The organism is Pseudomonas sp. BIOMIG1BAC, from assembly GCF_001705995.2.
GTDB lineage: Bacteria > Pseudomonadota > Gammaproteobacteria > Pseudomonadales > Pseudomonadaceae > Aquipseudomonas > Aquipseudomonas sessilinigenes.
Map to the genome: position 1 here is coordinate 3,656,073 of NZ_CP049045.1, position 25,947 is coordinate 3,682,019.

The 25,947-nt window shown below is 64.0% G+C and carries 15 protein-coding genes and 1 pseudogene; 10 read left to right on the top strand and 6 right to left on the bottom strand.

Features of this window, described 5'->3' with window-relative positions; all coding sequences use genetic code 11:
* Window positions 1-71: 71 nt before the first annotated feature.
* Complete coding sequence (locus ATY02_RS16980) at window positions 72-767, top strand: pirin family protein (RefSeq protein WP_068583401.1); 696 nt, start codon at window positions 72-74, stop codon at window positions 765-767.
* Between the two features lie 79 nt (window positions 768-846).
* Here the strand turns inward: ATY02_RS16980 and pgm are convergent, their stop codons facing one another.
* Together pgm and ATY02_RS16990 are read right to left on the bottom strand one after the other, a co-directional pair.
* Window positions 847-2,493, bottom strand: a complete 1,647-nt coding sequence (gene pgm, locus ATY02_RS16985) for a phosphoglucomutase (alpha-D-glucose-1,6-bisphosphate-dependent) (protein WP_068583398.1) — start codon at window positions 2,491-2,493, stop codon at window positions 847-849.
* A 222-nt stretch (window positions 2,494-2,715) separates the two neighbouring features.
* A complete protein-coding gene (locus ATY02_RS16990; protein WP_068583396.1) occupies window positions 2,716-3,738 on the bottom strand; it encodes a zinc-dependent alcohol dehydrogenase family protein in 1,023 nt (340 codons plus the stop codon).
* A gap of 257 nt (window positions 3,739-3,995) precedes the next feature.
* Here ATY02_RS16990 and ATY02_RS16995 point away from each other — a divergent pair, with 257 nt between their 5' ends.
* The 5 genes from ATY02_RS16995 to ATY02_RS17015 all read left to right on the top strand — a co-directional run bounded on the left by ATY02_RS16995 (window position 3,996) and on the right by ATY02_RS17015 (window position 10,143).
* A complete protein-coding gene (locus tag ATY02_RS16995) occupies window positions 3,996-4,910 on the top strand; it encodes a LysR family transcriptional regulator (RefSeq protein WP_068583393.1) in 915 nt (304 codons plus the stop codon).
* A gap of 276 nt (window positions 4,911-5,186) precedes the next feature.
* A complete protein-coding gene (locus tag ATY02_RS17000) occupies window positions 5,187-5,777 on the top strand; it encodes a fimbrial protein (RefSeq protein ID WP_068583389.1) in 591 nt (196 codons plus the stop codon).
* A 78-nt stretch (window positions 5,778-5,855) separates the two neighbouring features.
* Complete coding sequence (locus ATY02_RS17005) at window positions 5,856-6,563, top strand: molecular chaperone (protein WP_228022304.1); 708 nt, start codon at window positions 5,856-5,858, stop codon at window positions 6,561-6,563.
* Window positions 6,564-6,647: 84 nt separating this feature from the next.
* On the top strand, window positions 6,648-9,149 hold the full coding sequence (locus ATY02_RS17010; protein WP_228022305.1) for a fimbria/pilus outer membrane usher protein: 2,502 nt from the start codon (window positions 6,648-6,650) through the stop codon (window positions 9,147-9,149).
* 1 nt (window position 9,150) lies between these two features.
* Window positions 9,151-10,143 (top strand): fimbrial protein, encoded by a 993-nt coding sequence (locus ATY02_RS17015; protein ID WP_068583384.1) that lies wholly within the window; start codon window positions 9,151-9,153, stop codon window positions 10,141-10,143.
* Here ATY02_RS17015 and ATY02_RS17020 read toward each other — a convergent pair.
* The 4 genes from ATY02_RS17020 to ATY02_RS36635 form a co-directional block, all read right to left on the bottom strand.
* On the bottom strand, window positions 10,122-10,937 hold the full coding sequence (locus ATY02_RS17020; RefSeq protein ID WP_068583381.1) for an EAL domain-containing protein: 816 nt from the start codon (window positions 10,935-10,937) through the stop codon (window positions 10,122-10,124). The two genes, ATY02_RS17015 and ATY02_RS17020, sit on opposite strands and share 22 nt — an antisense overlap.
* Before the next feature lie 119 nt (window positions 10,938-11,056).
* Window positions 11,057-14,068: an ATP-binding protein gene (locus tag ATY02_RS17025; protein ID WP_241526816.1), complete on the bottom strand. Its 3,012-nt coding sequence runs from the start codon at window positions 14,066-14,068 to the stop codon at window positions 11,057-11,059.
* Between the two features lie 199 nt (window positions 14,069-14,267).
* Complete coding sequence (locus tag ATY02_RS17030; RefSeq protein ID WP_068583463.1) at window positions 14,268-14,885, bottom strand: response regulator transcription factor; 618 nt, start codon at window positions 14,883-14,885, stop codon at window positions 14,268-14,270.
* Window positions 14,886-15,376: 491 nt separating this feature from the next.
* Entirely contained in the window at window positions 15,377-15,511 is a 135-nt protein-coding gene (locus tag ATY02_RS36635) for a hypothetical protein (protein WP_416220666.1), read from the bottom strand.
* A gap of 167 nt (window positions 15,512-15,678) precedes the next feature.
* Here ATY02_RS36635 and ATY02_RS17040 point away from each other — a divergent pair.
* The 4 genes and pseudogenes from ATY02_RS17040 (at window position 15,679) to ATY02_RS17055 (ending at window position 25,925) form a co-directional block, all read left to right on the top strand.
* A pseudogene (locus ATY02_RS17040) lies at window positions 15,679-17,552 on the top strand (AAA family ATPase).
* A gap of 2 nt (window positions 17,553-17,554) precedes the next feature.
* Complete coding sequence (locus tag ATY02_RS17045) at window positions 17,555-18,190, top strand: 4Fe-4S single cluster domain-containing protein (protein ID WP_068583369.1); 636 nt, start codon at window positions 17,555-17,557, stop codon at window positions 18,188-18,190.
* 14 nt (window positions 18,191-18,204) lie between these two features.
* Window positions 18,205-24,579 (top strand): AAA domain-containing protein, encoded by a 6,375-nt coding sequence (locus tag ATY02_RS17050; RefSeq protein WP_068583367.1) that lies wholly within the window; start codon window positions 18,205-18,207, stop codon window positions 24,577-24,579.
* A complete protein-coding gene (locus tag ATY02_RS17055; protein ID WP_068583364.1) occupies window positions 24,576-25,925 on the top strand; it encodes a hypothetical protein in 1,350 nt (449 codons plus the stop codon). The genes ATY02_RS17050 and ATY02_RS17055 overlap by 4 nt, the downstream gene beginning before the upstream one ends.
* The last annotated feature ends 22 nt before the right edge of the window (window positions 25,926-25,947 follow it).

A 25,947-nucleotide genomic window follows, 5' to 3' on the forward strand; every position in this document is an offset into this window, starting at 1 on the left:
GCCATCAACCAACGGTTATCGTTTTTGGCCAGACGCAACGTGCCATGACGAACCCTGACGAGGAGACGATCATGCTTGAACTCAGACCCTTCAGTTCCCTGGGCGGCGCCAACCACGGCTGGCTGGATGCCCATCACCACTTTTCCTTTGCCGAGTACTACGATCCCGAACGCATGCACTGGGGCAACCTGCGGGTCTGGAACGACGATGTGATCGCCCCCGGCACCGGCTTCCCGCAGCATCCGCACCGGGATATGGAGATCATCACCTATGTGCGCGAAGGCGCCATCAGCCATCAGGACAACCTGGGCAACAAGGGGCGTACCGAGGCGGGCGACGTGCAGGTGATGAGTGCCGGCACCGGCATCGCCCACAGTGAGTACAACCTGGAAGACACGCCAACCAAGATCTTCCAGATCTGGATCATCCCCAACCAGGCCGGTTCTGCGCCTTCCTGGGGCGCCAAACCGTTTCCCAAGGGGCAACGTGAAGGCTTCGTGACCCTGGCCAGCGGCAAGGATGGCGACGTGGAGAGCCTGCGTATCCGTGCCGATGCGCGGTTGGTGGCAGCCAACCTCAAGGCCGGTGAAAGCGCCGAGTATCGCCTGGACGCCGGGCGCCGGGCCTACCTGGTGCCGGCCACCGGGATCATCGAGATCAATGGCTTGCGCGCCGAAGCTCGAGACGGCGTCGCCGTGCAGGATGAACAGGTGCTACGGGTAACCGCAGTACAGGACAGCGAGATCGTCCTGGTGGACCTGGCCTGAGACTAGGCGCGACACAGCGGCAAATAAAAAAGGGGCGACCGAGATGGTCGCCCCTTTTTATTTGCCGGCAATCGCCTGATCAGTTGCCGCTGATGGCGCCATCCACCAGGGCCTGGGCTTGCTGCACCAATTGCTTGAGGTGATCATTGCCGATGAAGCTTTCGGCGTAGATCTTGTAGATGTCCTCGGTACCGGATGGCCGTGCGGCGAACCAGCCGTTCTCGGTCATTACCTTCAAGCCGCCAATGGCCTGGTCGTTGCCCGGAGCGTGGCTGAGGATCTGCTGGATCGGCTCGCCCGCAAGCTCAGTGGAGGTCACCTGCTGTGGCGACAGCTTGCTGAGCAACGCCTTCTGCTGCGGGTTGGCCTTGGCATCGACCCGTACAGAGAACGGCTCACCCAGCTCATCGCACAATGCACGATAGGCCTGGCTCGGATCGCGACCCGTACGGGCGGTCATTTCCGCCGCCAGCAATGCCGGGATCAGGCCGTCCTTGTCGGTGCACCACACACCGCCATCCCTGCGCAGGAACGAAGCCCCAGCGCTTTCTTCGCCGCCAAAGCCCAGGGAGCCATCGAACAAGCCGTCGGCAAACCACTTGAAGCCCACCGGCACTTCATACAAGCGCCGGCCCAGGCGGGCCGCCACACGGTCGATCAAGCCGCTGCTGACCACGGTCTTGCCTACCGCGGCATCAGCGCGCCATTGCGGACGATTCTGGAACAGGTAGTCGATGGATACCGCCAGGTAGTTGTTCGGCGCCAGCAGGCCACCGCTCGGAGTGACGATGCCGTGACGGTCATGGTCCGGGTCGCAGGCGAAGGCCACGTCGAAGCGCTCCTTCAAGCCGATCAGGCCCTGCATGGCGTGGCTGGAGGATGGGTCCATGCGGATCTGCCCGTCCCAGTCCACTGACATGAAGCGGAACGTCGCGTCCACTTCGCGGTTCACCACATCCAGGTCCAGCTTGTAGTGCTCGGCGATCGCCGACCAGTAGCGCACCCCTGCTCCACCCAGCGGGTCCACGCCCAGGCGCAGCTTGGCATTGCGAATGGCATCCAGGTCGATGACGTTGATCAGGTCGGCGACATAGGTATTGACGTAGTCATGGCGATGGGTGGTGTCGGCCTTCAGCGCCTGCTCAAAGCTGATGCGCTTGACCCCGGCCAGCCGGGCCGCCAGCAGTTCGTTGGCCTTGGCCTCGATCCACTTGGTGATGTGGGTATCGGCCGGGCCGCCGTTGGTGGGGTTGTACTTGAAGCCGCCGCTTTGCGGCGGATTGTGCGACGGTGTGATGACGATACCGTCCGCCAGGCCCGAAGTGCGGCCACGGTTGTAGCAGAGGATGGCATGGGAGACGGCGGGCGTCGGGGTGTATTCGTCGCCTTCGGCGATCATCACGGTCACGCCATTGGCAGCCAGGACCTCCAGGGCGCTGGCACCGGCCGGGGTCGAGAGAGCATGGGTATCGATCCCCAGGAACAGCGGACCATCGATACCCTGGGCTTCGCGGTACAGGCAGATGGCCTGGCTGATGGCCAGGACATGCCACTCGTTGAAACTCAGGTCGAACGAGCTGCCACGATGCCCGGAGGTGCCGAACGCCACGCGCTGGGTAGGGACCGATGCATCAGGCTGACCGGTGTAGTAAGCCGTAACCAGTCGCGGGATATCCACCAACAACTGGGTTGGTGCCGGTTTGCCCGCAAAAGGACTGAGAGTCATGCAAAACCTCAAAAGATGGGTGGTTCGAGAATGCCGCGCAGTTTACTGGCAGTTTGACCGCAGCGCGATGGAATCTATCCGTCGGCCACGGCAACATTTGCCACGAACCCAGGGGGCACGCAACGCCAGGAAAATGTATGGGCAAGAGCAACAGGCAAGCATTTGCCAGGAAGGCAGGAACAAGAACGCCAGGCTTCGAAAGCGAAGCCTGGCGTCAGGGAATCAGGCCGGTTCGACCTGCAGTGCGACCCGCTCGCGGCATGGGCATTCATCCATATAGCGGTGCGCCTGGACAAACTCGCTGAACGGGAAGACCCGGGTCTTCAATGGCACCAGCACCCGGTCGGTAGTCAACTGGTTGATATCACGCAGCGCCCGTTGCAAGGCTGCCTGGTCCTGGGTGATCCCCAGCTCGGGTTTACCGGTGAAGTTGCCGATGCAGTGCACGAAGAACTGGATGTTCTTCTGGAACGCCGCGCAAGCCGGGAACGGTGTCTGGTTGCCGCCTTGCAGGCCGTACAGCACCAGGCTGCCGCGAGGCGCCAGGACATCGCCGAGCATGGACATCTGCGGCCCGCCGAGGCCATCGAACACCACATCGACGCCACGACTGTCCGTGAGCTTGTTGACCTGCATCAGCAAGTCCTGTTCTTCGGTGACGATCACCTTCTCTGCACCGAGGGACAGCAGGTACTCGCGCTCCTCGGCGGTCTTGGTGACGGCAATCACCCGCACGCCCAGGGCCTTGCCCAGTTGGACGAAGGACGGGCCGGCGCAATGGCTGGCATCGGTAACCAGGGCGAACTGCCCAGGCTTGACCCGCGCCAGGTCGGCATAGGCAAAGTAGGCGATCAGCAGCGGCGTGTAGTGCACGGCCGCCTCGATCGGGCTCAGGACCTCCGGGTAACGAGTCAGGGCCGAGCGTGGCAGGACGATCTGCTCGCCATACACCGGGTAGTCATTGGGACTTTCGGCAGGAAAGCTGGCGACCTTGTCGCCCACTGCCAGGTCCTCGACGCCCTCGCCCACGGCGGTGACCACACCGGCCATCTCATGGCCCAGGCCAGAAGGCAACCGGGCATGGGAGGAAGCCAGGTTCTGCCGCCAGAGCACGTCATACCAGCTGATACCGATGGCTTCGACTCGTACCTGCACTTCGCCTGGCGCAGGCAACGAGGCCGCATGCTCTTCGCACTTGAGCACCTCGGCCGGTCCAAACTTGTGAAAACGAATCGCGCGGGACATCGCAAACCTCGTCAAAAAAAACCTCTAATGCCGCGGACTTTATCCGGGCTTTGAAAGCAAGACTATCAGTGCTGATTAATAGTCGACATGCCTGTCATCGATTCCAGGCCCTTGAAAATCGGGGTCGGGCGCTCTCCATGGGGCGATCCAGGCAATTAGCCGGTGCAGAGTAGCAGCCTTTACCCGTAAGATTCACGCCGGCCATTGTTTCGATATGGCCGCTCCCGTCAAGCTCGCTGACTCTGCCAGGACTCCAGATGAATCGTAATGACCTGCGTCGTGTCGACCTGAACCTGTTGATCGTGTTCGAAACATTGATGCACGAACGCAGTGTGACCCGCGCCGCCGAAAAGCTGTTCCTTGGCCAGCCCGCCATCAGCGCGGCCCTCTCGCGCCTGCGCAATCTGTTCGACGACCCGCTGTTCGTGCGCACCGGCCGCAGCATGGAGCCTACCGCCCGAGCCGTGGAGATCTTCGCCCTGTTGTCTCCGGCGCTGGACTCGATCTCCACTGCCGTGAGCCGCGCCGCCGAATTCGACCCGGCCACCAGCACCGCGGTGTTTCGCATCGGCCTGTCCGACGACGTCGAGTTCGCCCTGCTACCGATGCTGCTCAAGCGTCTGCGCGCCGAAGCCCCGGGCATCGTCCTGGTGGTACGCCGGACCAACTACCTGCTGATGCCCTCGCTGCTGGCTTCCGGGGAGATATCCATCGGCGTCAGCTACACCACCGACCTGCCAGCCAATGCCAAGCGCAAGGTGCTGCGCCGCAGCATGCCCAAGCTGCTGCGCGCCGACACCATGCCCGGCCCCCTGAGCCTGGACGACTTCTGCACCCGCCCCCACGCCCTGGTGTCGTTCGCCGGCGACCTGAGCGGTTTCATCGATGAAGAGCTGGAGAAACTCGGGCGCAAGCGCCACGTGGTGCTGGCGGTGCCGCAATTCAATGGCCTGAGCACCCTGCTGGCCGGCACCGACATCCTCGCCACCGTCCCCGACTACACCGCCGACGCCCTCACCGCCGCCGGCGGCGTACGTGCCGAAGACCCGCCCCTGCCGGTGCGCAGCTTCGAAATGCACATGACCTGGCGCGGCTCCCAGGACAACGACCCCGGGGAGCGTTGGCTGCGCTCACGGATCCAGATGTTCTTCGGCGACCCCGACAGTCTGTAAGAGCCCTACCGGCCAGGGTTGAACGACGCAGCGGGCCGGTATCGGCCGCTCGCAACTCAACTGACCACCCATGAGCAAGGCCCGGGCTCCTGCGTTCAATCCCTAAAGAGCAGCTGGCCTCGGCGCCGGCAACCCCACCAGTGCCAACTCAAGAAACGGCCGGGCGTCTTCCAAGACGCTTCTTGTTAACCCTAACGGCCCACCTTCCTAGAATTTCCTTGCGCTGATTCAAGGCGCTTTCTGCCTGATATATACCTGCAAGGAAAGACTCTCCCCATGAAAGCAATCAAGTTCCTGATGATCGCCTCGACTGCCTGTGTTCTGGCCAATTCCGCCCAGGCCGCCGATGGCACCATCAACTTCACCGGCGAAATCACCGCCGCCTCCTGCGTCGCCTCGGCAGGTGCCGGTTCCTCTGTCGGAGGTGGGCAAGGCCAGCAGATCGTCGAGGTCAACCTGGGTAAAGTCAGCATGGATGCCCTGGGCGGCTCCGCCGAGGCAGGACTGGCTGCCGGGACCTCGATCAACCTTAACCTGGACTGCGGCAACACCGCAGCCGGCCTGACCACCGTGAAGTTCGGCTTCGACCCGATGTCCGGCTCCGGCATCGATCCGAACAACAACAGCCTGCTCAAAACCACTGGCAGCGCCGGCGGAGTGGGCATCGGCATGTACGACGAAAACAGCCAGTTGATCAACCTCTCGGCGAACGAGGCCTACAGCGCAGCGCTGACTGCTTCCGGCGAAGGTGAACAGGCCAAGTACTCTGCCGCACTGAACATGCGTGCCTCCTATGTCGCCAACGGCAGCGAGCTCAAGCCGGGCACCGCCAACGGCACCCTGCCGTTCACGCTGACTTACGAATAAGTCGCCCTGGCGGGGGTGTATCGCCCCCGCCCTCCTCTTCGTTTTTTTGCTTTTTCCGAGTCCGTAATGAAACCAGGATTGATTTTGCGTCTCTGCATGCTGCTGACGCTCTCCATGTCCTCCGGGATCTGCCTGGCCGGCATCCAGGTCGGTGGCACGCGAATCATCTTTCCAGCCAGTGACCGCGAAGCGTCCATCCAGGTCAGCAACCTGGGGGCCGAGGACATCATGATCCAGGCTTGGATCGAGGCCGAACCAGGACATCAGCAAGCAGATGTACCATTTGCTGTCACACCTTCGCTAGCGCGCCTTGGCCACCGCAAGCAACAGACGCTGCGCATCTTCTACCAAGGCAAAGGCCTTGTGCAGGATCGCGAATCCGTGGTCTGGCTGAGTATCCAGGAAATCCCGCAGGTGTCTGATGCCAACAACAGCCTGCAGGTCGCGTTCCGCCAGCGCCTTAAACTGTTCTACCGGCCCCAGGGCCTGCCCGGCAACGCCGAGGAATCGGCCAAGCAGCTGCAGTGGGCTGCGCTCAAGGCGGGCAACGTACCGGCTCTGCAGGCAATCAACGACACAGCCTTTCACGTCTCGCTGGCTCAGGTACGGGTTCTGGCCAACCACCAGGAGTATGCGGTCGAGTCCGCCATGGTCGGACCGCACGACACCCGCAAGATGATCATCAAGGGCCTTCCCTCCGACTTCAGTGGGGTAGCGCAGGTTCGCTGGGAATCCATCAACGACTACGGCGCCCTAGAGAAACACAGCGTTTCTCTCCAGTTCTGACGCGCTTTCCACACCCCTCCCTTCTCAATTCTCGCGGACGCCGAGCGGTCGGCTCGAGTCCGCGTGCACAGGAAAGTGCTGTCAATGAACATGAATGATTATCCAAAGAGGCCTGGCAACAAACGAGCCTGGAAATACTCGAATGCCTGTATCCCGTTATTTGCCACCGCCAGCTTTCTTGGTACCACTCCCGCCAGCGCCGCGCAGTTCAACCCCATGTTCCTGCAGAACAAGGGGGCCGAAGTCGACCTTCGCTACTTCGAGCAGAGCAATGGCGTGGTCCCGGGCAGCTACAGCGTCGACCTGTACCTGAACCAGCGCCTGGAGCGACGCGAGGAAATCACCTTCACCCTGGATGACGAGGGTGATTCCACCAACGCACAACCTGTTCTGAGTCTTGGCCTGTTACGCGAGATGGGCATGGATATCGAGCGCCTGAAGCATGAAGGCATCGTCTCGCCAGACAGCTTGGACACCGACCCAGTGGTCCTGCTGCGTATCGAAGGTGCATCCATTGAAATGGACGCCTCAAGGCTCGCGCTGTACGTGAGCGTGCCCCAGGCCTACCTCAAGCGACGCTCACGCGGGTATGTCGACCCTTCGCTATGGGACAACGGGATCACTGCGTTTTTCAGTAACTACCAGTTGAACTACAACCGCAACACCAGTGACGGGTTCAACAGCGACTATGGCTACCTGGGCCTGCGCAATGGCTTCAACATCGGCCAGTGGCGCCTGCGTAACGAAGCAGCGATCAGCCAGAGCACCGGCATGTCGCGCCATTTCTCCAGCAACCGGACCTACCTGGAGCACGACATCACCGAGCTGAAGGGGCGGTTTGCCATGGGTCAGCTCTATACCAACGGCGATATCTTCGACAGCAGCCGCTTTCGCGGTTTCCAGCTGGGCTCGGACATCGGCATGTTGCCGGACAACGAATCCGGCTATGCACCGGTCGTTCGCGGCATCGCCGAAACCCACGCCACGGTGGAGGTGCGCCAGAACGGCTACGTCATCTATTCCACCACCGTCTCGCCGGGCGCCTTCGAGATTCGCGACATCTACCCGGGTGGTTCCAATGGCGATCTTGAAGTCACCATCGTCGAGTCGGACGGCCGTAAACGCTCGTTCAGCCAGGCCTATTCCTACCTGCCGGTGATGGTACGGCGCGGCACTTTCCAGTACAGCCTGTCGCTGGGCAAGTACGACAACGATGGGCAAAAAGCACCGAACCTGCTACAGGGCACCGCGGTCTATGGCGCCACCGACAACCTGACCACCTACGGCGGACTGCTGGGTGCCGACGGCTACAGCGCCGTCAACCTGGGCCTGGGCCTCAACACCACGGTCGGCGGCATGTCGCTGGACGTCACCAATAGCCACTCGCGCCCGGGGCACGGCAAGGCCGCGACCGGACAAAGTGCGCGCTTCCTGTACTCCAAGACGCTCGACAGCACCAACACCACCTTCACCATGGTGGGGTATCGCTACTCCACCTCCGGCTACCGGACACTGAGCGAGCACATCCAGGAGATGGCCGAGGCCAATCGCCAGGACTTCGTCAGTGCCAGGCCCAAGAACCGCCTGGATCTGAGCATCAACCAGTCAATCGGCAACAACGGCTCGGTTTTTCTCAGTGCCGGCGAAACCAACTACTGGGACCGTACCGGCAACACCCGGCGCATCCAGCTGGGCTACAGCGGTAACGTCGGCGAAGTGAGCTTCAGTATTTCTGCATCGCATACCCAGAGCGCCGGCACTTCGCAGGCTTCGGACAATCAACTGGCGATGTCGGTGAGCATCCCCTTCGGCTCCAGCACGCGCTCGCAGCGCCTGTACAGCAGCTATACCCACGCAGGCAAGGGCGATGACAGCCTGCAGACGGGGGTTTCCGGCTATCTGGACGACGCCGGCACGCTTTCCTACTCCGCCCAAGCCGGAAGATCCGACCAGGAACGCTCAGGCAGCGTCGGCATGGGTTGGGATGCGCCTTCGGCCAAGGTCGCCGGGAACTATGCCAAATCCGGTGCCTCACGCCACCTGGACCTGACGGCGACCGGCTCGATAGTCGCCCACAGCGGCGGCGTGACCTTCGCGCTGATCGAGGTCCCGGGGGTCAAGGGGGCGCGGCTGGAAGGTGCCAGCGGACGTACCGATGGCGCCGGCTACACCCTCGAAGGCTACGTGCAGCCCTACCGCTACAACAACCTGAGCCTCGATACCCAGACCCTGGGCACGGACGTGGACGTCAACGAGACCTCGACCCGAGTCGTGCCACGCCGCGGAGCGGTGGTCAAGGCACACTTCGCGGCATCTTCCGGACGTCGCGTGCAGTTCAACCTGCTGCAGTCCACCGGGGCCAACCTGCCCTTCGGCGCACAGCTGTTCGAAGGCGAGAAGCTGCTGGCCGTAGTGGACAACCAGTCGCGGGCGCTGGTGTTCGGCATCCCGGACAAGGGCCAGTTGCAGGCGCGCTGGGCAGGCGGCAGTTGCCATATCCCCTACACCCTACCTGAGCGCGACGCGTCCCTGGTGTATGACCAGGTGAACGCGGCATGCAGTGCTCAGCCGCTCACGGAGTCATGAAATGAAACCGCAGGTTCTGGCCCTCGCTGCAGCCTTCGCTGCGCTGGCCTTCAATACGGCGCAGGCCGCCAACTCGGATGGATGCTTCTGGTACACCGGAGGCAGCGGCAGCCAAAAAAGGTATTTTTCGATGACTGCGCCAAGCGCCATTGAGCTCAAGAGCGCGCCCGTCGGATCGGTCATGGCCACGGCGCCCAAGGCGACCATCCACACCGAGATCTGGCAGATCAAGTGCCCGTTTCCTGCCACCCCCAACTACCACGGTGAACACTACATCGCCGACGGCGAACTGGCAGACGGCTTCACCGATGTCTACAAGACCGGCATCCCGGGAGTGGGTGTGCGTTTCATGAGCGCGGCCGGCAATGCAAGCGGCAGCTTGCCACTGAAGCAGGGTTACCGTAATAGCGCCAGCATGTACATCAACGTGATCAAGTCCATCCAGCTCGAATTCATCCGCACCTCGCGCGATGTCAGCCAGGGAACCGCGACGATGAACTTTCGTATCGAGCAGGACATCAACGGCTGGAACGCAGCGCAGATACTGGTCGCAGGCAGTACCAAGCTTGAAACCCGCAGCTACTTCTCTGGCTGTGCTGGCGTTGAGAAACTCACCATTCCCATGGGGCGGGTGTCGATCGGCGATATCGGCAAGCAACAGAAATCATTCAACCTCGACGTACTCTGCGCCGGCATGCCGGCAGGAACGAAGATCCCGGTGCGGGTCTATTTCGAAGGGAACTCCAGCGGTCCTGGCCGCCTCAACCTCGACGCGGGAGGGGCAACAGGGGTGGAGATTTCGTTGAGCAACGGCAGTGGCGCGCTGCTGCCCTTCTCCAGGGGTAGCGCGCTATCCATGGGCTGGATCAACAGTCAACCTGGCGGAGAACTGTATCGCCTGCCCGTCAACGCCGCCTATGCCAGAAAGGCCGGGCAGCAGGTCAAAGCGGGCATGGCGAACGCAACGCTCAACTACATCATCGAATACGATTGACCGGCAGCACTGGGCGGCTGCTCCAGCCAGCCTCCCAGCGCGCCCAGTGACATGGGCCTGGCGCAGAGATAGCCCTGCCCGAAACGAACCCCCAACCCCATGAGGATCGAACGCTGCGCCCGGGTTTCGATACCTTCGACAATCAACTCCATTCCCAGCTCCTCAGCCAGGGTTCGCGCATGGCCCACGATCGCCTGCGCGCGCCCCGGTGTGGTGAGCTGACGCGTGAATTCCCCCGCCAGCTTGATCTCATCGAACGGCAACTGGCACAGGCGCCACAGTGAGGAGTGGCCTGTACCGAAATCATCCATCGACAGGCGCACCCCCAATCGCTTCAGGCGAAGTATCCGTTGAGTCACGACGGGCAAGATGTGGGTCCCTGCATCCTCGGTGATCTCCAGAGTCACCGCCGACAACGACAAGGGATGCGCTTGCAAGCGTGCCTCCAGGCGGTCGACCAGCCCTTCGTCGACCAACTGATGCAAGCTGAGGTTGAAGGCAAAGCCCATTTCGCGTCCTTGCCGGTGCAGCTCCAGCTGGCAGGCAAGGCCCTGGTCCAGCAGGCTGCAGAGCAGCTCGTCGAGCAACCATCCGTGCCCCATCAGTGGGAGAAAGGTCGCGGGGCCCAGTAGGCCACGCAGGGGATGGTGCCAGCGGGCAAGTACTTCCACGCAAGGCACTTGATGGCTTCGCAAGTTGAACTTGGGTTGCACATAGGCCTGGAACTCCCGGCGGTGCAGCCCTCTGCGCACCTCGTCGACGGTCAGCAACTGGGGGGATACTGCAATGGACATGTCTGAAGCCCTGGTTCGAATCACCCGCAAAGCCTATGCGTGCGGTGGCTCGGACCCTCAAAGATGCATCTGCGATACAGCCAGGAAAAGTCTTGAAGCAAACCAGGAAGCTTCTTGGTTCATACCGCCTGCAGGGATCCTGTGATCACTTCCAGGGTGTCGAGCAAAATCTGCACCGTTTCACCGAACTCCTCGGTGAGTTCACCTGAGCACAGCTCCTCGACTTCCACGCACTGCTCCAGCAAGGCCTGATGATTGAGCAGGTAGGCAGTGCCCTTCAGCTTGTGGGCAATACGCCCGGCCCCAGGCAGGTCACCCTCCTCCAACGCCCTGCGCAATGCGGCACTTTCCTCCTGGTTGCTGGCCACCACCTGCCGGGCCATTGAGGCGCGGATATCGTTGGTCCATGACAGCCCTTGGCTTGCCCACGATTGATCGGGGCCGAGCTTGGGAATGAAGCGATTGAGCGTGGCCAGATTGGTGGGTTTGGCCAAGGCATGGTCCATACCGGCATCGCGGCAGAGCTGCAGCGCCTCGCGCTGGGCATCTGCGGTGAGGCCGATAATCAGGCAAGGCTTGCCGCCCTGCTGTTGCTCCAGGCGGCGAATGGTCCGGGCCATCTCAAGGCCACCCATTTGCGGCATGTTGCAATCGCTGATGACGATATCGACGGCGTGCTCGCTCCACGTTGCAAGCCCCTCCAGGCCATTGCTGGCAGCCAGCACGCGATGCCCCAGGTATCCGACCTGCTGGACCAGCAAGTACTGGCTGGGCAGATGGTCCTCGACGACCAGCACGCTCAGCGGCTCATTGATGTGGCTTTTCGGCGCCTCCCCTTCGGGGAGCGTTGCACAATCGGCCATCACCCGTTCCAGCACGACGACGAAGCTCATGCAAGTGCCCGTGCCCTCCTCGCTCTTTACCTCCAGCGTCCCACCCATCAACAGGCAAAGGGCCTGGCTGATCGCCAGGCCCAGGCCCGCGCCAGCATTAGGATCGCCAACCGCCCCATCGACGACGTAGAACGGTTGGAACACCTGCCCCAACTGCGCAGCGGCAATACCCGCCCCAGTGTCAGTAACGCTGACTCGAAAACTCAACGCCGAGTCGCCGGCCGCCTCTACTGAGCAGCGCAGGTCGACGCCCCCCTGCTCGGTGAACTTGATCGCGTTGCTGAGCAAGTTGGAAACGATCTGCTTGACCTTCACCGCGTCCACCCAGACCTGTGCCGAGGCCTGCGCATCGATGTCCAGGGTAAGACGCAACTGCTTCTGCCGGGCAAGCCCCGAAAATACATTGCCCACGGACTCCAGCAACACCGTCATCCTCGCCGGTTCGGGCGCCAACTCCAGCTTTCCCGACTCGATGCGTGAGATGTCCAGGATGTCGCCAATCAGGGCCAGGAGACTGACCGCCGACTCGTAGGCGATATGCATCGACTGGTGATCGAGCTCGGTTTCGCCCCGACGTGTCAGCACCAGCTCCAGCATGCCGATGATCGCGTTCAGCGGCGTGCGGATCTCGTGGCTCATGGTTGCCAGGAATACCGTCTTGGCACGACTCGCGTGGTCCGCCGACTCCTTGGCCACTTGCAACTCATCCATCAACAATTGACGCTGCTGCAAGTCCTGGCGCTTGCGCCGAATACGCCGGCGCTGAGCGACAATCAACATGCCTGCCACCAGCAGCATCACTCCCAGCAGTCCGAAGGAGCGCCAGATGAACGATGCGACGCCTTCCCAGTACTTGTCATCGGTGGCCGAGTTGGCACGCCAGCGACCGACGATCAGCAGAGACTCCCTGGGGGTGATTTCCAGCATCGCCTTGTCGAGAATGCTGATCAGCTGGGCCTGGTCATGCGGCGCAGCGAACACTATCCGCACGCCGGGCCCGTCGAAGATGCCTCCGACCTTCAAGCTGCTTTCGTATTTGTACGACAAGTAGTAGCGCGCCACATTGGCAGGAGCGAGAACAAGATCGGCGCCGCCGTCTCGTAGCTGCTTGAAGGCTTCGCCCATGGTCTGCGTCTCCTTGAAGACCAGGTAAGGATACTGGGCACGGAACTGCTGTGGCTCGACATACCCCTTGGCGATGATGACCGTGGCCCGGGTCTGTGCATCGAGCGTTTCCTGAGCCTCCTGGCGCTGTATGAAGAGATATGGCGCGGTGGCGAGCGGATCGGAATGAGGATAGGGCAGCTCGACCGGAGAGGTTTCCGGAAGGATGCTCAGGCTCGCCGCTCCATGGTCGAGCAATTCGTTGGCCTGGCTGAGCGAGCTGACACGATCGATTTTGAAATGCAGGCCAGTCTTGCGTCGGATGATGTCCAGCACGTCCGACGCGATGCCGTTGAAGCGCCCACGGTTGTTGAAGAATGCATAGGGCGCCAGGTCTTCGCTGACCGCCAGGCGCACCGTCCCAGCCCTGTCGAGCCAGTCCAGTTCTTGTGCGTCGAGGCGGCTGCGAAAGTCGCTGGTACTGCAGACTTCGTTATCGCCCCAAAGGTGCTGCGCGCGGATCTTCTGGCAGCGGGTCATTCCCCCCAGCGCGCGCTTGAGAATACCTTCGAGTATCGCGTTACCCGGTTTCAGGCCAAAACCGACCTTCACTTCTGGCAGCTTCACACTCTGGTTGACCACCAACTGGTTGCTGAACAGTTGGCTGGACAGGTAGCGGGTCGAGAGTGCATCACCGAGGAACACCTCGTTCTCGCCGGTCAATACCGAGGCCATGGCCAGCAGCGCCGAGGGGTAGTGCTGGAACCTGCCACGCCCACCGGCGCTGCGAAACAGCTCCAGCATCATGCCGTTGGCGACTGCAATGCGTGTCTGGCCATCATCAATGCTGTATTCATGCAAGTCCCCACCTTCGGAGAACAGGGCCAGTTCGGTCAGGACATAAGGTGGGCTCAGGACCAGGCCATGACTTGCGGCCATCAACGGATTGATATTGCTGACCATATCGAGGTCGCCACCACGCAAGGCGGCATACATGGCGTCGCGGGTCAGGAAGCTGCGCAGCCGGATCGGCACCCCCAGCTCGCGTTGCAAGGCCACCACGTAATCGGCCAGCAATCCCTCCAGGCGCGGGCCTTCGACAAAGATGCGAAGCGGCGGCAATGGATCATGCAAGATGCCAACTGTCAGTGACTTTCTTTGCCCTAGCCACTGCCGCTCGGGCGCGGACAGGCTGATTTTCAGCTCATCGAGCGGCTGCCGCGCGACAGGCTGCAAGTCCGCGCCTCCAGCCATCCCAATCCGATGGCACATCAACAGGAGTAGAAAACACCCACAGCGAACCAGAGGCCAACGGGACTTCACGTCTGCAGGCTCAGATCAGATTGTGCCGACGAGCGATATCGGCCAGCTCGATGACCGAGACAACGCCGAGTTTGGTCTGGATATTCACCTTGTGGCCGCTGATGGTCTTGTTGCTGAGGCTCAAGCGCTTGGCGATATCGCCGTTGGAAAGCCCCTGCGCCAACATCTTGAGGATTTGCAGCTCCCGATCAGTGAGGTCTTCCAGGTCTCCGGTCAACTCGTGCTTGCCGAGCAACGGCATGAAGTCTTTCGGAAAGAAGATATAGCCGTCGGCGACCGTCTCGACCGCCTTTATCAGCTTGCCTATGGGCTCGCTCTTGCCGACGAAACCAGTCGCACCGGCCTGCAGGCAACGAGTTGCGTAGTTCTCCTTGGCCTGCGCGGTAAATACCAACACACGGGTATCGAGCTTCTCGCGGGTAATGCGCCTGAGCACGCTCAGGCCGTCAAGCTTCTCCAGGCCAATGTCGAGGATGACCACATCAGGCGCCAGCGACTCGATCATGCGCAACGCCTCCACGCCATCGGCGGTCTCCCCTACGGCCTCAAAGCCGATGGTCACTAGTGCTTGGCGAATTGCCTGGCATACCAGGGGATGATCATCAACGATCAAGACTTTCCTACTCATGCAATCACCAAAGTCATCAGGCATAGACGTTCCGAGAGCGACAAGGCCGATCCTGCAGCGTCTCACTAATAGGCTTACCCATATGGTGTAGCCGATTGGCTTGAGCTGACGGATTTTTCTTGCTGCCGGTGTGAATAATTCTGTCCGGCAACCGGGAAAAAAGCCTCAAGACACCTCTCGATATACGACAAGAATATTCTTGGTCCATGACTCTTGCTTGCCTTCGAGAATCCGCCCGACTGGAAACCAGGCGCTTCTTGCACATGCCGATGGCGCAAGGGCTTAGGCTTGGACGTTTTGAGGATCTTGCTGTGCATCGTCAATGCAAAGTCGCCGTGTTTGGCAGGTGTTTCAACGGGCTGCTGGAGCTCTGGCGCAAGCTCAACGGGCTGGGCGTGTTCAGCGTTTCAGTGCAAAGCAGCACCCAAGCACTCATCGAACGGCTGGAGGCAGGCGAGCGCTTCAATGCACTCTTTTTCGATGGCTTTGACTTAGACCGGGATGACAGCCTCCTGGAGACCATTGCCAAGTACCAAGCTTTCGACCTGCTCGTTCTGCTGGCAGACGTTAATTCCGTCCAGCGCCAGCAATTGTTCCAGCGGACGCATGAGCGCGCCATGGCGCATGTGCAGGTGCTCCCGCTACCGGTTCGGGCCGAGGACCTGGCGCTCGTGGTCGAGCTGCATCCTGCCTGTGGCCAAGTCGGCAACCTGGAGCCACCAACCACCGGTCGGCGTGCCAAAAGGAATAGGAAATTTCCTAACCCGAAGCTGGAAAACCTGAGCATGGGGCAATACCCTGCCACCACCGCCCAAGGTTACGAGCTGAAACATGTCAGGGAATACACCGTTTGAAAGCCCACGTTGGATGCGTGACCTGGTCCGCTTCCTGCCACTCAAGAGCCAGTTTGTCCTGTCCGGCAATATCCGCGACTTGCAGGCCAGCGAGGTGGCCCCCGGCACGGTCACGGCCCTGAGCTTCAACCAGACCCTCTGCGACACCCTGCTCGCGGCCGGCTACGCCCATGTGCTGACGTGGGACCCGGTAACCGGCATGCGCGCCATCGGCAAGCCGGACAGCGATCCCGCGGCGGGCCAGACCCTGCTCAAGGAGCTGGGCCTGACCCCGGTGGATGGCGCCGCTCCGGCAGGCCCCGATCTCTTGGCCGCCACCGTGCAGCGCCTGGTGAATCGCGCCGGCCCGCCGACTGCCCTGGTCATCGACTTCGCTTCGCGCCTGGTGGTGCGCAATGACTCTCTCAGCGCCGCCGAACACCAGCTGTTCACCCAGGCCCTGGTGCACTCCCACCAGGCCCGCAGCCGGCCGCTGCCGGAGCTGCGCAAACCCTTCTTCAATACCTTGCTGTGGCTGGTGGAAAAGGAAGGCGACCTGCCCGACTGGCTGCTGGTGGACAACCCGCGGCTACGCCACATTCCGGTATCCCGGCCCGATCAGCTGACCCGCCGCGCCCTGGCCCCGGCCCTGCTCAAGAGCCTGGCCGGCAGCCAGGAAGCCAGCGAGGACAGCACCCGCGAGGCGGTGGATGCCTTCGTGCAGAATACCGAAGGCCTGCTGCTGCTCGATCTGAGCGCCATCGCCCAACTGGCACGGGTCGAGGGCGTGGCCATGGAGCAGATCGCCGATGCCGTGCGCCGCTACAAGATCGGGGTCACCGAAGATCCCTGGCTGCGCATCGACCGCCAGCAGATCCGCCAGGCCGATGAACGAGTGCACCAGCGGGTCAAGGGCCAGGATCATGCGGTGACCCACATGCTGGACATCGTCAAGCGGGCGATGACCGGGGTCGGCGCCAACCGCAAGGGCAACCGGCCCCGGGGCGTGGCCTTCCTCGCAGGTCCCACGGGCGTGGGCAAGACCGAACTGGCCAAGACCATCACCAGCTTGCTGTTCGGCGATGAAAGCGCCTATATCCGCTTCGACATGTCGGAGTTCAGTGCCGAGCACGCCGACCAGCGCCTGATCGGCGCGCCGCCCGGTTATGTCGGCTACGACGTGGGCGGCGAGCTGACCAACGCCATCCGCGAAAAACCCTTCAGCGTGGTGCTGTTCGACGAAATCGAGAAGGCCCACCCGCGCATCCTCGATAAATTCCTGCAGATCCTCGACGACGGCGTGCTCACCTCCGGGCGCGGTGATCGGGTGTATTTTTCCGAGGCGCTGATCGTGTTCACCTCCAACCTGGGCATCTATCGCCAGGGCGATAATGGCGAGCGCGTCGCCAACGTGCTACCCGGCGAACCCTTCGAACAGATGCAGGAGAAGGTCCACAGCGAGATCGACCGCTACTTCAAGCTGGTGCTGAACCGTCCGGAGATCCTCAACCGCATCGGCGAGAACATCATCGTCTTCGACTTCATCCGCGAGGATGTGGCGATCCAGATCTTCGAGCAGATGGTCGACACCACCTTCAAGGACCTGCAACAGCAACAGGCGTTGTTCGTCGAACTGAGCTCCCAGGCCCGCCAAGGCCTGCGCACGCTGTGCCTGCATGACCTGTCCAATGGTGGCCGGGGCATTCGCAACCAGCTCGAGGCGCGCCTGCTCAATCCATTGTCCCGGGCCCTGTTCGATCAGGATGCGCAGCCGGGCGAGCGTTTCTCGATCACCGCGCTGGACGCCGGCGGCCTGCTCATGGAACGCCGCTGAAAATGCAGTTGAGCCTGTCGCGGGTGCATTTCCCGGTCACCACCCTGGGCCCCGGGCGGCGCCTGGGCATCTGGTTCCAGGGCTGCAGCATCCGCTGCCCCGGGTGCATTTCCGCCGATACCTGGGGGCCCGGCCAGCGGCGCCTGGACATCGACCAGTTGCTCACGCAACTGGCGCCCTGGCTGCGCGAAGCCGACGGCATCACCTTGTCCGGCGGCGAGCCCTTCGATCAGTTCGAGGCCCTGCTGCTTTTACTCCAAGGGCTGCGCCGCCAAAGTCCGGTGGACATCCTGGTCTACAGCGGCTATCCGCTGGAGCACCTGCAGCCCCAGCTAAGCAAGGCCCAGGGCCTGATCGACGGGCTGATCAGCGACCCCTACGAGGAACGCCTCGAACAATCCCTGGCGCTGCGCGGTAGCGACAACCAGCGCCTGACCCTGCTCACGCCCCTCGGCCATGCGCGCCTGGCGTCCTATGAGCGTCCCCTGGCAGCCGCCGACAAGGCCCTGGACCTGATGTTCGACGCCAACGGCAGCGTCTGGATGGCCGGTATCCCCCGACGTGACGACCTGCTGCACCTGCGCGACCTGCTGCAGGAGCAAGGCCACCAAATACAGACCAGTGCGCACCGCCACTGAATGGAATTCTCCCGATGATTCGCTTCTGCCCCAATTGCCAGACCGAACGCCCACTCCAGGAGCTGTTCTGCGAAGGCACCGTCGACCAGAACCCTTGTAACTGGGACCTGGCCGGCGAACCGCTGCGCGCCGACGGCTGGCGGCCCCAGGTCATCGTCACCCAAGACGCCATGCCCCAAGATCCCGTGCCCCAGCACGGCCCAGGCCAGGACAGCCCGCCGCCAGAGGCCCCGGCCCAGCCCGAGACCACCGCGCCGGGCCTGGTTTGCAGCAACGGCCATGCCATGGAACCAGGCGACCTGATGTGCCTGGAGTGCGACGCGCCCCCGGCCCAGCCCCCTGGCAACACGGCACCTGGGCCAGCACTTCCTGATGCCGAGGTCGACCCGGCCAGCGCCAGCCAGACCCTGATCGACGGCTGGGCGCTGATCCGCCAGATCAGCAGCACCGACGGCGTGCGCGAACGCTACCTGGCCAGCCACCAGGCAACGCCACTCCAGGCGGTGTTGACGCTCTACCGTCCCGGCGCCGAACCCGACCCGGCGATCTACGACGTGATCCGCCGCCTGCCCCGTGCGCATGTGCCCGAGATCATCGCCACCGGACGCTGGGACGGCCGGGCCTACGAGGTCATCGAAGAGCTCAGCGGCGGCACCCTGGCGGACCTGGGCAGCATCATTCGCGACACCGACAGCGTGCGCCATGTGGTCCGGGAACTGGGCCAGGCGCTGCATGCCTTCAACGAAGCCGGGCTGCGCCATCGCGACCTGCGCCCGGCCAGCCTGCTGGTACGCGCCCACGAGCCGCTGGACCTGGTGATCAGCGGCTTCGGCTCGGCGCGCCTGTCGGAGTTCGACCTGGATATCGTGTCGCCGCTGGAAACCAGCCGCTACATGGCCCCGGAGGCCATCGCCGGTGGGGTAGCCGCGGCCTCGGACTGGTGGAGCCTGGGGATGATCCTGCTCGAGCAGTTGACCCAGGGCGCCTGTTTCGAAGGCATCCATGCCAATGCCTTCCTTATTCATGTACTGGCCAACGGGGTGCCGATCCCCGATGACCTGGACCCGGGGCTCAACCTGTTGCTGCGCGGGCTGCTGGCCCGGGACCGGCACCAGCGCTGGCAGTGGCCCGAGGTCGAGGCCTGGCTCGATGGCCATCCGGTCGCGGCGCCGGCCTCGTCGTTCCAGGAGCGCGACGACGGCGAAGGCGCCACCTTGCAGCTGGGCCAGCGCCACTACCACAAACCCCGGGTGTTCGCCCTGGCCGCGGCCCAGGCCGAACACTGGGCCCAGGCCCTGGACCACCTGCTGCGCGGGGTGATCGTGACCTGGGCCGAACAGCTCGGCCTGCCCTCCTCGCTGCTCGCCGGCCTGCGCCAGGTGGTCCAGCATGACGGCCTGGAAGACGACTTGCGCCTGATGCTGGCGCTCAAGCTGCTCAATCCGCAAGTGCCGCTGATCCATCGCGGCGACATCGTCACCCCAGGCTGGTTGCTCGAACACCCGTTGGAAGGCTACCGGCTGATCAGCGGTTCGGTTCCCGATCTGCTGGAGCAGCTGCAGACCGACAACTGGCTGTCGCGCCTCAAGCTGCGCGCCGAGCAGGTGCGCCAGCGCGCCCTGCACCAGCAGGTCGAACTGGTGGAAGAGACCCTGCGCATCTACCTGCTGTCGACCTCTCGCGCCAGGCTCGCCACCCAGTGGCAGGAGCGCCAGCGCCTGCTGCCGGATACCGAGCATCCTGGCCTGGCCTACCTGTCGGAACGGCGAGTGATCGCCGAAGAAGACCTGATCGTGCTGCTCAGCGCCGCCATCGAGCAATTCCGCTCGGCCGACTCGATCATCCAGGAAGCCACCGAGCTGGCCCAGCGCACCGAGGTCGGCTGGTTCGACAGCGAGCAAGCAAGCGCACTGCTTGAGCACCCGCGCCAGGACCTGTACCGCAGCGTCGACGAACGCATCCGTGGTTTTGCCCGCAGTGGCGTGCCGGCGGTGGATGAGTGGGCCGAGCAGTTTCGCCTGGAACGGCGCATGCCCCTGGCCAAGGTACTGGTGCTGCTGGCCATTCCCGAGAGCCAGTGGCTGGAGCCGCAAAAGCAGCACTACGTATCGCAGATCCTCGACTTCTTCGAAAAGAAGGTGGTCACCGCGGTGATGCGCGGCCCGCTGGTGCGCATGAACATCGGCAAGACCACCGCCCGCGTCGACCTGGCCGAATTGCACAGCGAACGCCGCCCCGCCGCCGCCCTGCTCGACCACCTGCTGCAACGCAACGAGCGCGCGGTGAACCTCGACCCGGAATGCTTCCAGGCCGATCCGCGGATCGAGGCCCGACTGCATGCGCTGTACCGCCAGAGCGCGTTGTACAAGCGCGATACCGGCATCGACGGGCTCTACCTGGGCTTCCCCTTCTTGCTCAGCCGCGATCCGCGCGGCAACGCCCGCCCGCGGATCATCCCGTTGCTGCTGTGGCCGGTGAAACTGCTGCTGGAGCTGGGCCAGCGCGGCAACGCGCGGCTGGCCTTCGACGGCGAACGCGAAGAGGTGCGCCTGAACCCCGCGCTGGACAGCGTGCTCGGCGCCGAGACCTGCAAACTCTGGCGCAAGACCGCCGATGAATTACTCGGCCGCTCGTCCATCCGCACCAGCGACGTGATGGATGCCTTCGGCATGCTGGCCGGCGTACGCTCGCGCACCTTCGCCAGCCTGCCGGCCAGCACCGTGGAGGTCGCGCCCTACCAGGACGAACTGGCCTGCGCGGCGGTGCTGTTCCACGTCACCTTCATGGGCCAGGCCATTGGCGAAGACCTGCGCCAGCTCAAGTCGCTGTCACCCAACGGCACGGGCCTCGAGACCGCCTTGCGCCTCAGGAATGGCGAGGACGAACAGCCACCGGCCGATCCCGGGGAGTTGCAGCGCTATTTCACCGTGGCCAGCGACCCGTCCCAGGAAGCGGCAGTGCTCCAGGCCCGGCAAGGCCCCGGCCTGCTGGTGGAGGGGCCACCCGGCACGGGCAAGAGCCAGACCATCGTCAACATGGTGGCCGACGCCATCGGCCGCCAGCGCAGCCTGCTCATCGTCTGCCAGAAACATGCGGCGCTGGAGGTGGTGCACAAACGCCTGGTGGCCGAAGGGCTTGGCCAGCGCATCATCATGCTCAACGACGTCAACCGCGACCGCGAGCCGATCATCCGCAGTATCCGCGAGCAGCTGGAGGCCCTGTTCGTCGCTGGCGGCGACAGCCAGGGCTGGTTGCGCCAGCGTGAACAGACGGCGGAGCGGATCGAGGCCCTCGAGGGCGAGCTCGATCGCTACCATCAGAGCCTGCATCACCCGGACCCGGCCAGCGGCCTGAGCTATCGCCGCCTGTTGGGCGAGCTGATCGAACTGGAAGATGGCCCCGCGCCCCTGGAGTTCCCGGCCCTGCGCCAGCACCTGGCGCCCCTGGACCCCGCCAGCCTGACCCACCTGGAGGAGCGCTGCGCGCCGCTGGTTCGCCTGTGGTTGCCGGCACGCTACGAAGGCAGCCCCTTGGCGCAGCTGCAAGCCTTCGCCGCCGATCGCCCGACCCTGCAAGCCTTCGACGACAACCTGCGGGACTTCGCCCTGGCCGAGGCCGATCGCCAGGCCACGCTGCAAGCGCATCCGGCCAGTTTCGAGATCGACGACCCCGTGCCCTACCGCGCATGGATGGCGGCGCACGTCGCCACCTTGCTCGCCCTGGAGCCGCAGCAGCGGCTGCGCCTGGCCCGCTGGCTACCGCTGTTCCGCCTGCGCGAGCATGAGCCGCTGCCCCGTGGCGAGGCCATCCTCGACGAGCTGCGGCAATTGCAGCAGCAACTGCGCCAGTTGCCGGAAGATCGCTACCAGGCGGCGCTGTCGCCCGCCCTGGGGCTGATCGACCACAAGCGCCTCGGCAGCCTGGGCCAGGATTGCGCCAAGGTCATGGCCGCCCGTTCCTGGTGGTCGCGGATCAACCCCTTGCACCTGCTGCGCCGTGGCCGGCTGCGCGAGTTCCTGCAGGAACAGGGTGAAAACCGGATCGAGGAAGTCCTGCCCGCACTGCACGCAGCCATCGACCTGGAGCGCCAATGGCGCCCGCTGCGCGCCGAACTCACGGCCCTGCAACGGGAGCTGGGACTGGACGCCCCGGCCCCCGAAGCCGGCCTGGAGCTGAGCGCGACGGTCACCCACGACATCCGCCAACTGCTGGAGATCCAGGTCCTGGCCCAGGCCCTGGCCCAATCGCCCCGCGCCCACCAGGCCGACGCTGCGGTGCTCAGCGGCGACAAGCGCGAGTTCGAAGCGTTGCTCGGTGACCTGGACGCCTCGCTGATTCGCCAGGGCGTACGCCAGACCAGCCTCGACCAGCTCAAGCTGCTCGGCCACTGGCTGGGCGCCGAACTGCTTGGGCAACTGCAACAGGCTATCGAGCACAACCAGAGCAACGAGTTGCCCCTGGCCCGCCTGCAACAAGCCCTGCCCTGCCTCGGCGCCTACCAGGCGTTCCGTGGCCGAGCCAGCCTGCTGGGCGCGGAGGAGCTGGAGCTGCTGGCCCTGCTACGCCAACGCCAGGCGCAATTGGACGCCTTGGCGCCCGAGCAACTGGAAGCTGCCGTGCGCCGTCTGCTGAACCGCGAGGCGCGGCTGGGCTGGAAGCACCGCATCGAACAAACCCATCCCGAGTTGCTGTACGGCCAGGACGAAACCCAGGCCAAGGTCGCCAGCCTGGCCCAGGCCGATACCCGCATGCGCGAGCTCAACCGCGAGCTGCTGGCCAAGGGCATCGACCCCTCGCACCTGGGCAATCGCAAGCAATGGGAAGACGTGACCCGGCTCACCGGCAAGCGCTCGCGGCGTCTGCGCGAATTCATCGAGCTGGGTGCTCCGCTGGGGCTGATGAGCCTGCGCCCGGTGTGGCTGATGAACCCGGACGTGGCCAGTCGCGTGCTGCCGCTCAAGGCCGGCCTGTTCGATACCGTGATCTACGACGAAGCCTCGCAGATGCCGGTGGAGTTCGCCCTGCCGACCCTGTTTCGCGGGCAGGTCACGGTGGTCAGCGGCGACGAGAAGCAGATGCCGCCGACGGCGTTCTTCTCCAGCCGGGTGGAAAGCGACGAAGCCGAACTGTTCGACGGCGACGAACCCGACGCAGAAGCCGACCAGGAGCAACGCGAGGCCTTCGAAGACACCTGGAACCGCCGGGAGATCAAGGACTGCCCCGACCTGCTGCAACTGGCACGCAATGCCCTGCCCAGCACCACGTTGCAGATCCACTATCGCTCCGCCTACCGCGAGCTGATCGGCTTCTCCAATGCCTCGTTCTATGGCAACCGCCTGAATGTGCCCGTGCGCCATCCACAAGCCAGCATCGAGCGGGTCAAGCCGCTGGAGCTGATCCAGGTCGAAGGCCTGTACCAGAACCAGAGCAACGCCCAGGAAGCCGAGCGTGTCGTGCAGTACCTGGCCGAGCTGTGGCGCCAACCCTACGAGCAGCGCCCCTCGGTCGGCGTGGTGACCTTCAACCGCAAGCAGGCCGAGCTGATCGAGGAACACCTGGAGGCCCACGCCGCCCAGGACGAGCTGTTCCGCAGCGCCTACGCCCAGGAGCGCGAACGCAGCGAGGACGGCGAGGACATGTCGGTGTTCGTCAAGAACGTGGAGAACGTCCAGGGTGACGAGCGCGATGTGATCGTCTTCTCCTCGACCTTCGGCCGCAACAGCCAGGGCACCTTCCGCCGCAGCTTCGGGGTGCTTGGCCAGACCGGCGGCGAACGGCGCCTGAACGTGGCGGTCACCCGCGCACGGCACAAGGTGGTGATGATCACCTCGATGCCCATCGGCGACATCTCCGACATGCTCAATACCCACCGTGCGCCGGCCAGCCCCAGGGACTACCTGCAAGGCTACCTGGAATACGCCCGGGCGCTGTGCGCCGGGGAGTTCGACTACACCGGCAAGCTGCTCGACCGACTGCAGACCGACCGCGGCGACCTGCAACGCGGCCAGGGCCAGGATAGCGACGGCTTCGCCAGGATCGTCGGCCAATACCTCCAGGCCCAGGGCTGGCAGGCCGCGCCGACCAGCGAGGGCGACGCCTTCGGCCTGGACTTTGCCATCGAAAACCCCGGTACCGGCACCTACGCCATCGGCATCGAATGCGACGCCCCCAGCCACACCTTGCTGGAACGCGCCCGCGCCCGGGAGATCTGGCGCCCCTCGGTCCTGCGCCGGGCGATCCCGCATATCCACCGGGTGTCGTCCCAGGCCTGGTACCACGATGGCGACAACGAACGCGCCCGCTTGCGCGAGGCCATCGAACGGGCACTGCCGGCCGCCCAGCCAGATCCGGTCACGGCCCCTTCCAGCGATACGGAGATCTGCCCATGAGTGGTCCCAAGGTAGTGCGGATCGTCACCCGCGAAGAAATCATCGCCCTGTGCGAGGGGCACCTGCAGCGCCTGGAACAGGCCGTGGCCCGCTGGGAAGCCCAGGCCGCCAGGCTCGGCGAATTGAACGAGGAACAACGCAACGCCACTCGCGCCCGCGCTGAGCGCCTGCGCGCCCTGCTCGGCCAGGAACAGTTCGCTCAATTGCAGAAAGCCGTGCCGATCGAGATCGAGTACCTGCGCCGCGACCAGACAGAACGTGAGGAGCGCGCGGTGCTGCGTGCGACCGAGCAACGCCAGCGCCAGCGCCGCCAGCAAGAAAATGCCGCGACCCTGCTCGGCGCCCTGCGCGCCGCACAGGCAGCGGTTGCGCCCGAGCTGTTGCAAGACGTGGCGCGCCTGGCCGAAGGCGCCGACCTCGACCATGCGCAGCAGGTCCTGGCCCAGGGCTTCAGCCAGCTGGCCAGGGTCGACGAGACGGACAGCTTGAGCGAGCGCCAACGCGAACTGGCCCGGCAACTGCGCGAAGAGACACCCCAAGCCAGCCTCGAACAGTGGATCGCCGCGCAACAGCCAGCCGAGCGTGATCCGCGCCTGCAACGCATCGACCGGCATATCGCCGAACTGCAACTGCTCCAGGGCGCGCCAGCCGCGACCCCGTTCCTGCAACGGCTGGCCCGGGCCGAAGCCCAGGAGCAGGCGCAACAGCGCAACCTGTTGCTCGACAGCCTGGTGATCGAACTGGCCGAGGCCACGCGCGACTTCCAGCAGCGCCGCGAACTGCTTGGCCAGGTGCAGGACCTGGCCAGCGAACTCCATCCCCACGCCGCGGCCGATCACGCAACCCTGCTACGCCAGGTCGCCGAGTGCCACGAGCACAGCGACCTGGCGCTGCTGCAAGCGCTGAAGTCCGAATGCGAGGCTGCGCTCACCGCTGTGCTACAGGCCCAGGCTGCACTGGCCCAGCGCCAGGCCATGCTCGAGGGGCTGGCCCGGCTCGGCTACGAGGTTCGCGAAGGCATGGCCACCGCCTGGGCCGAGTCCGGCAAGGTGGTGCTGCGCAAGAGCGCCACCCCAGGTTACGGCGTCGAAGTCGGTGGCAAGGCCGACAACGGCCGCCTGCAGGTGCGCGCAGTGGCCCTCGACCCACAGCGGGACAAGGGGCGCGATCGGGATATCGAGACGATCTGGTGCAACGAATTCCAGCGCCTGCAAGCGCTGCTCAAGGACAACGGCGGCGAACTGCTGATCGAACGCGCCTTGGGGGTGGGCGAGGTGCCGCTCAAGGAAGCCACGGTCATGGGCGAGGAACGAGAGGCGGCGAACCTCCAGCAGCGGACGCTTTGAGCCGATCGCCCAGCAGCGCTTG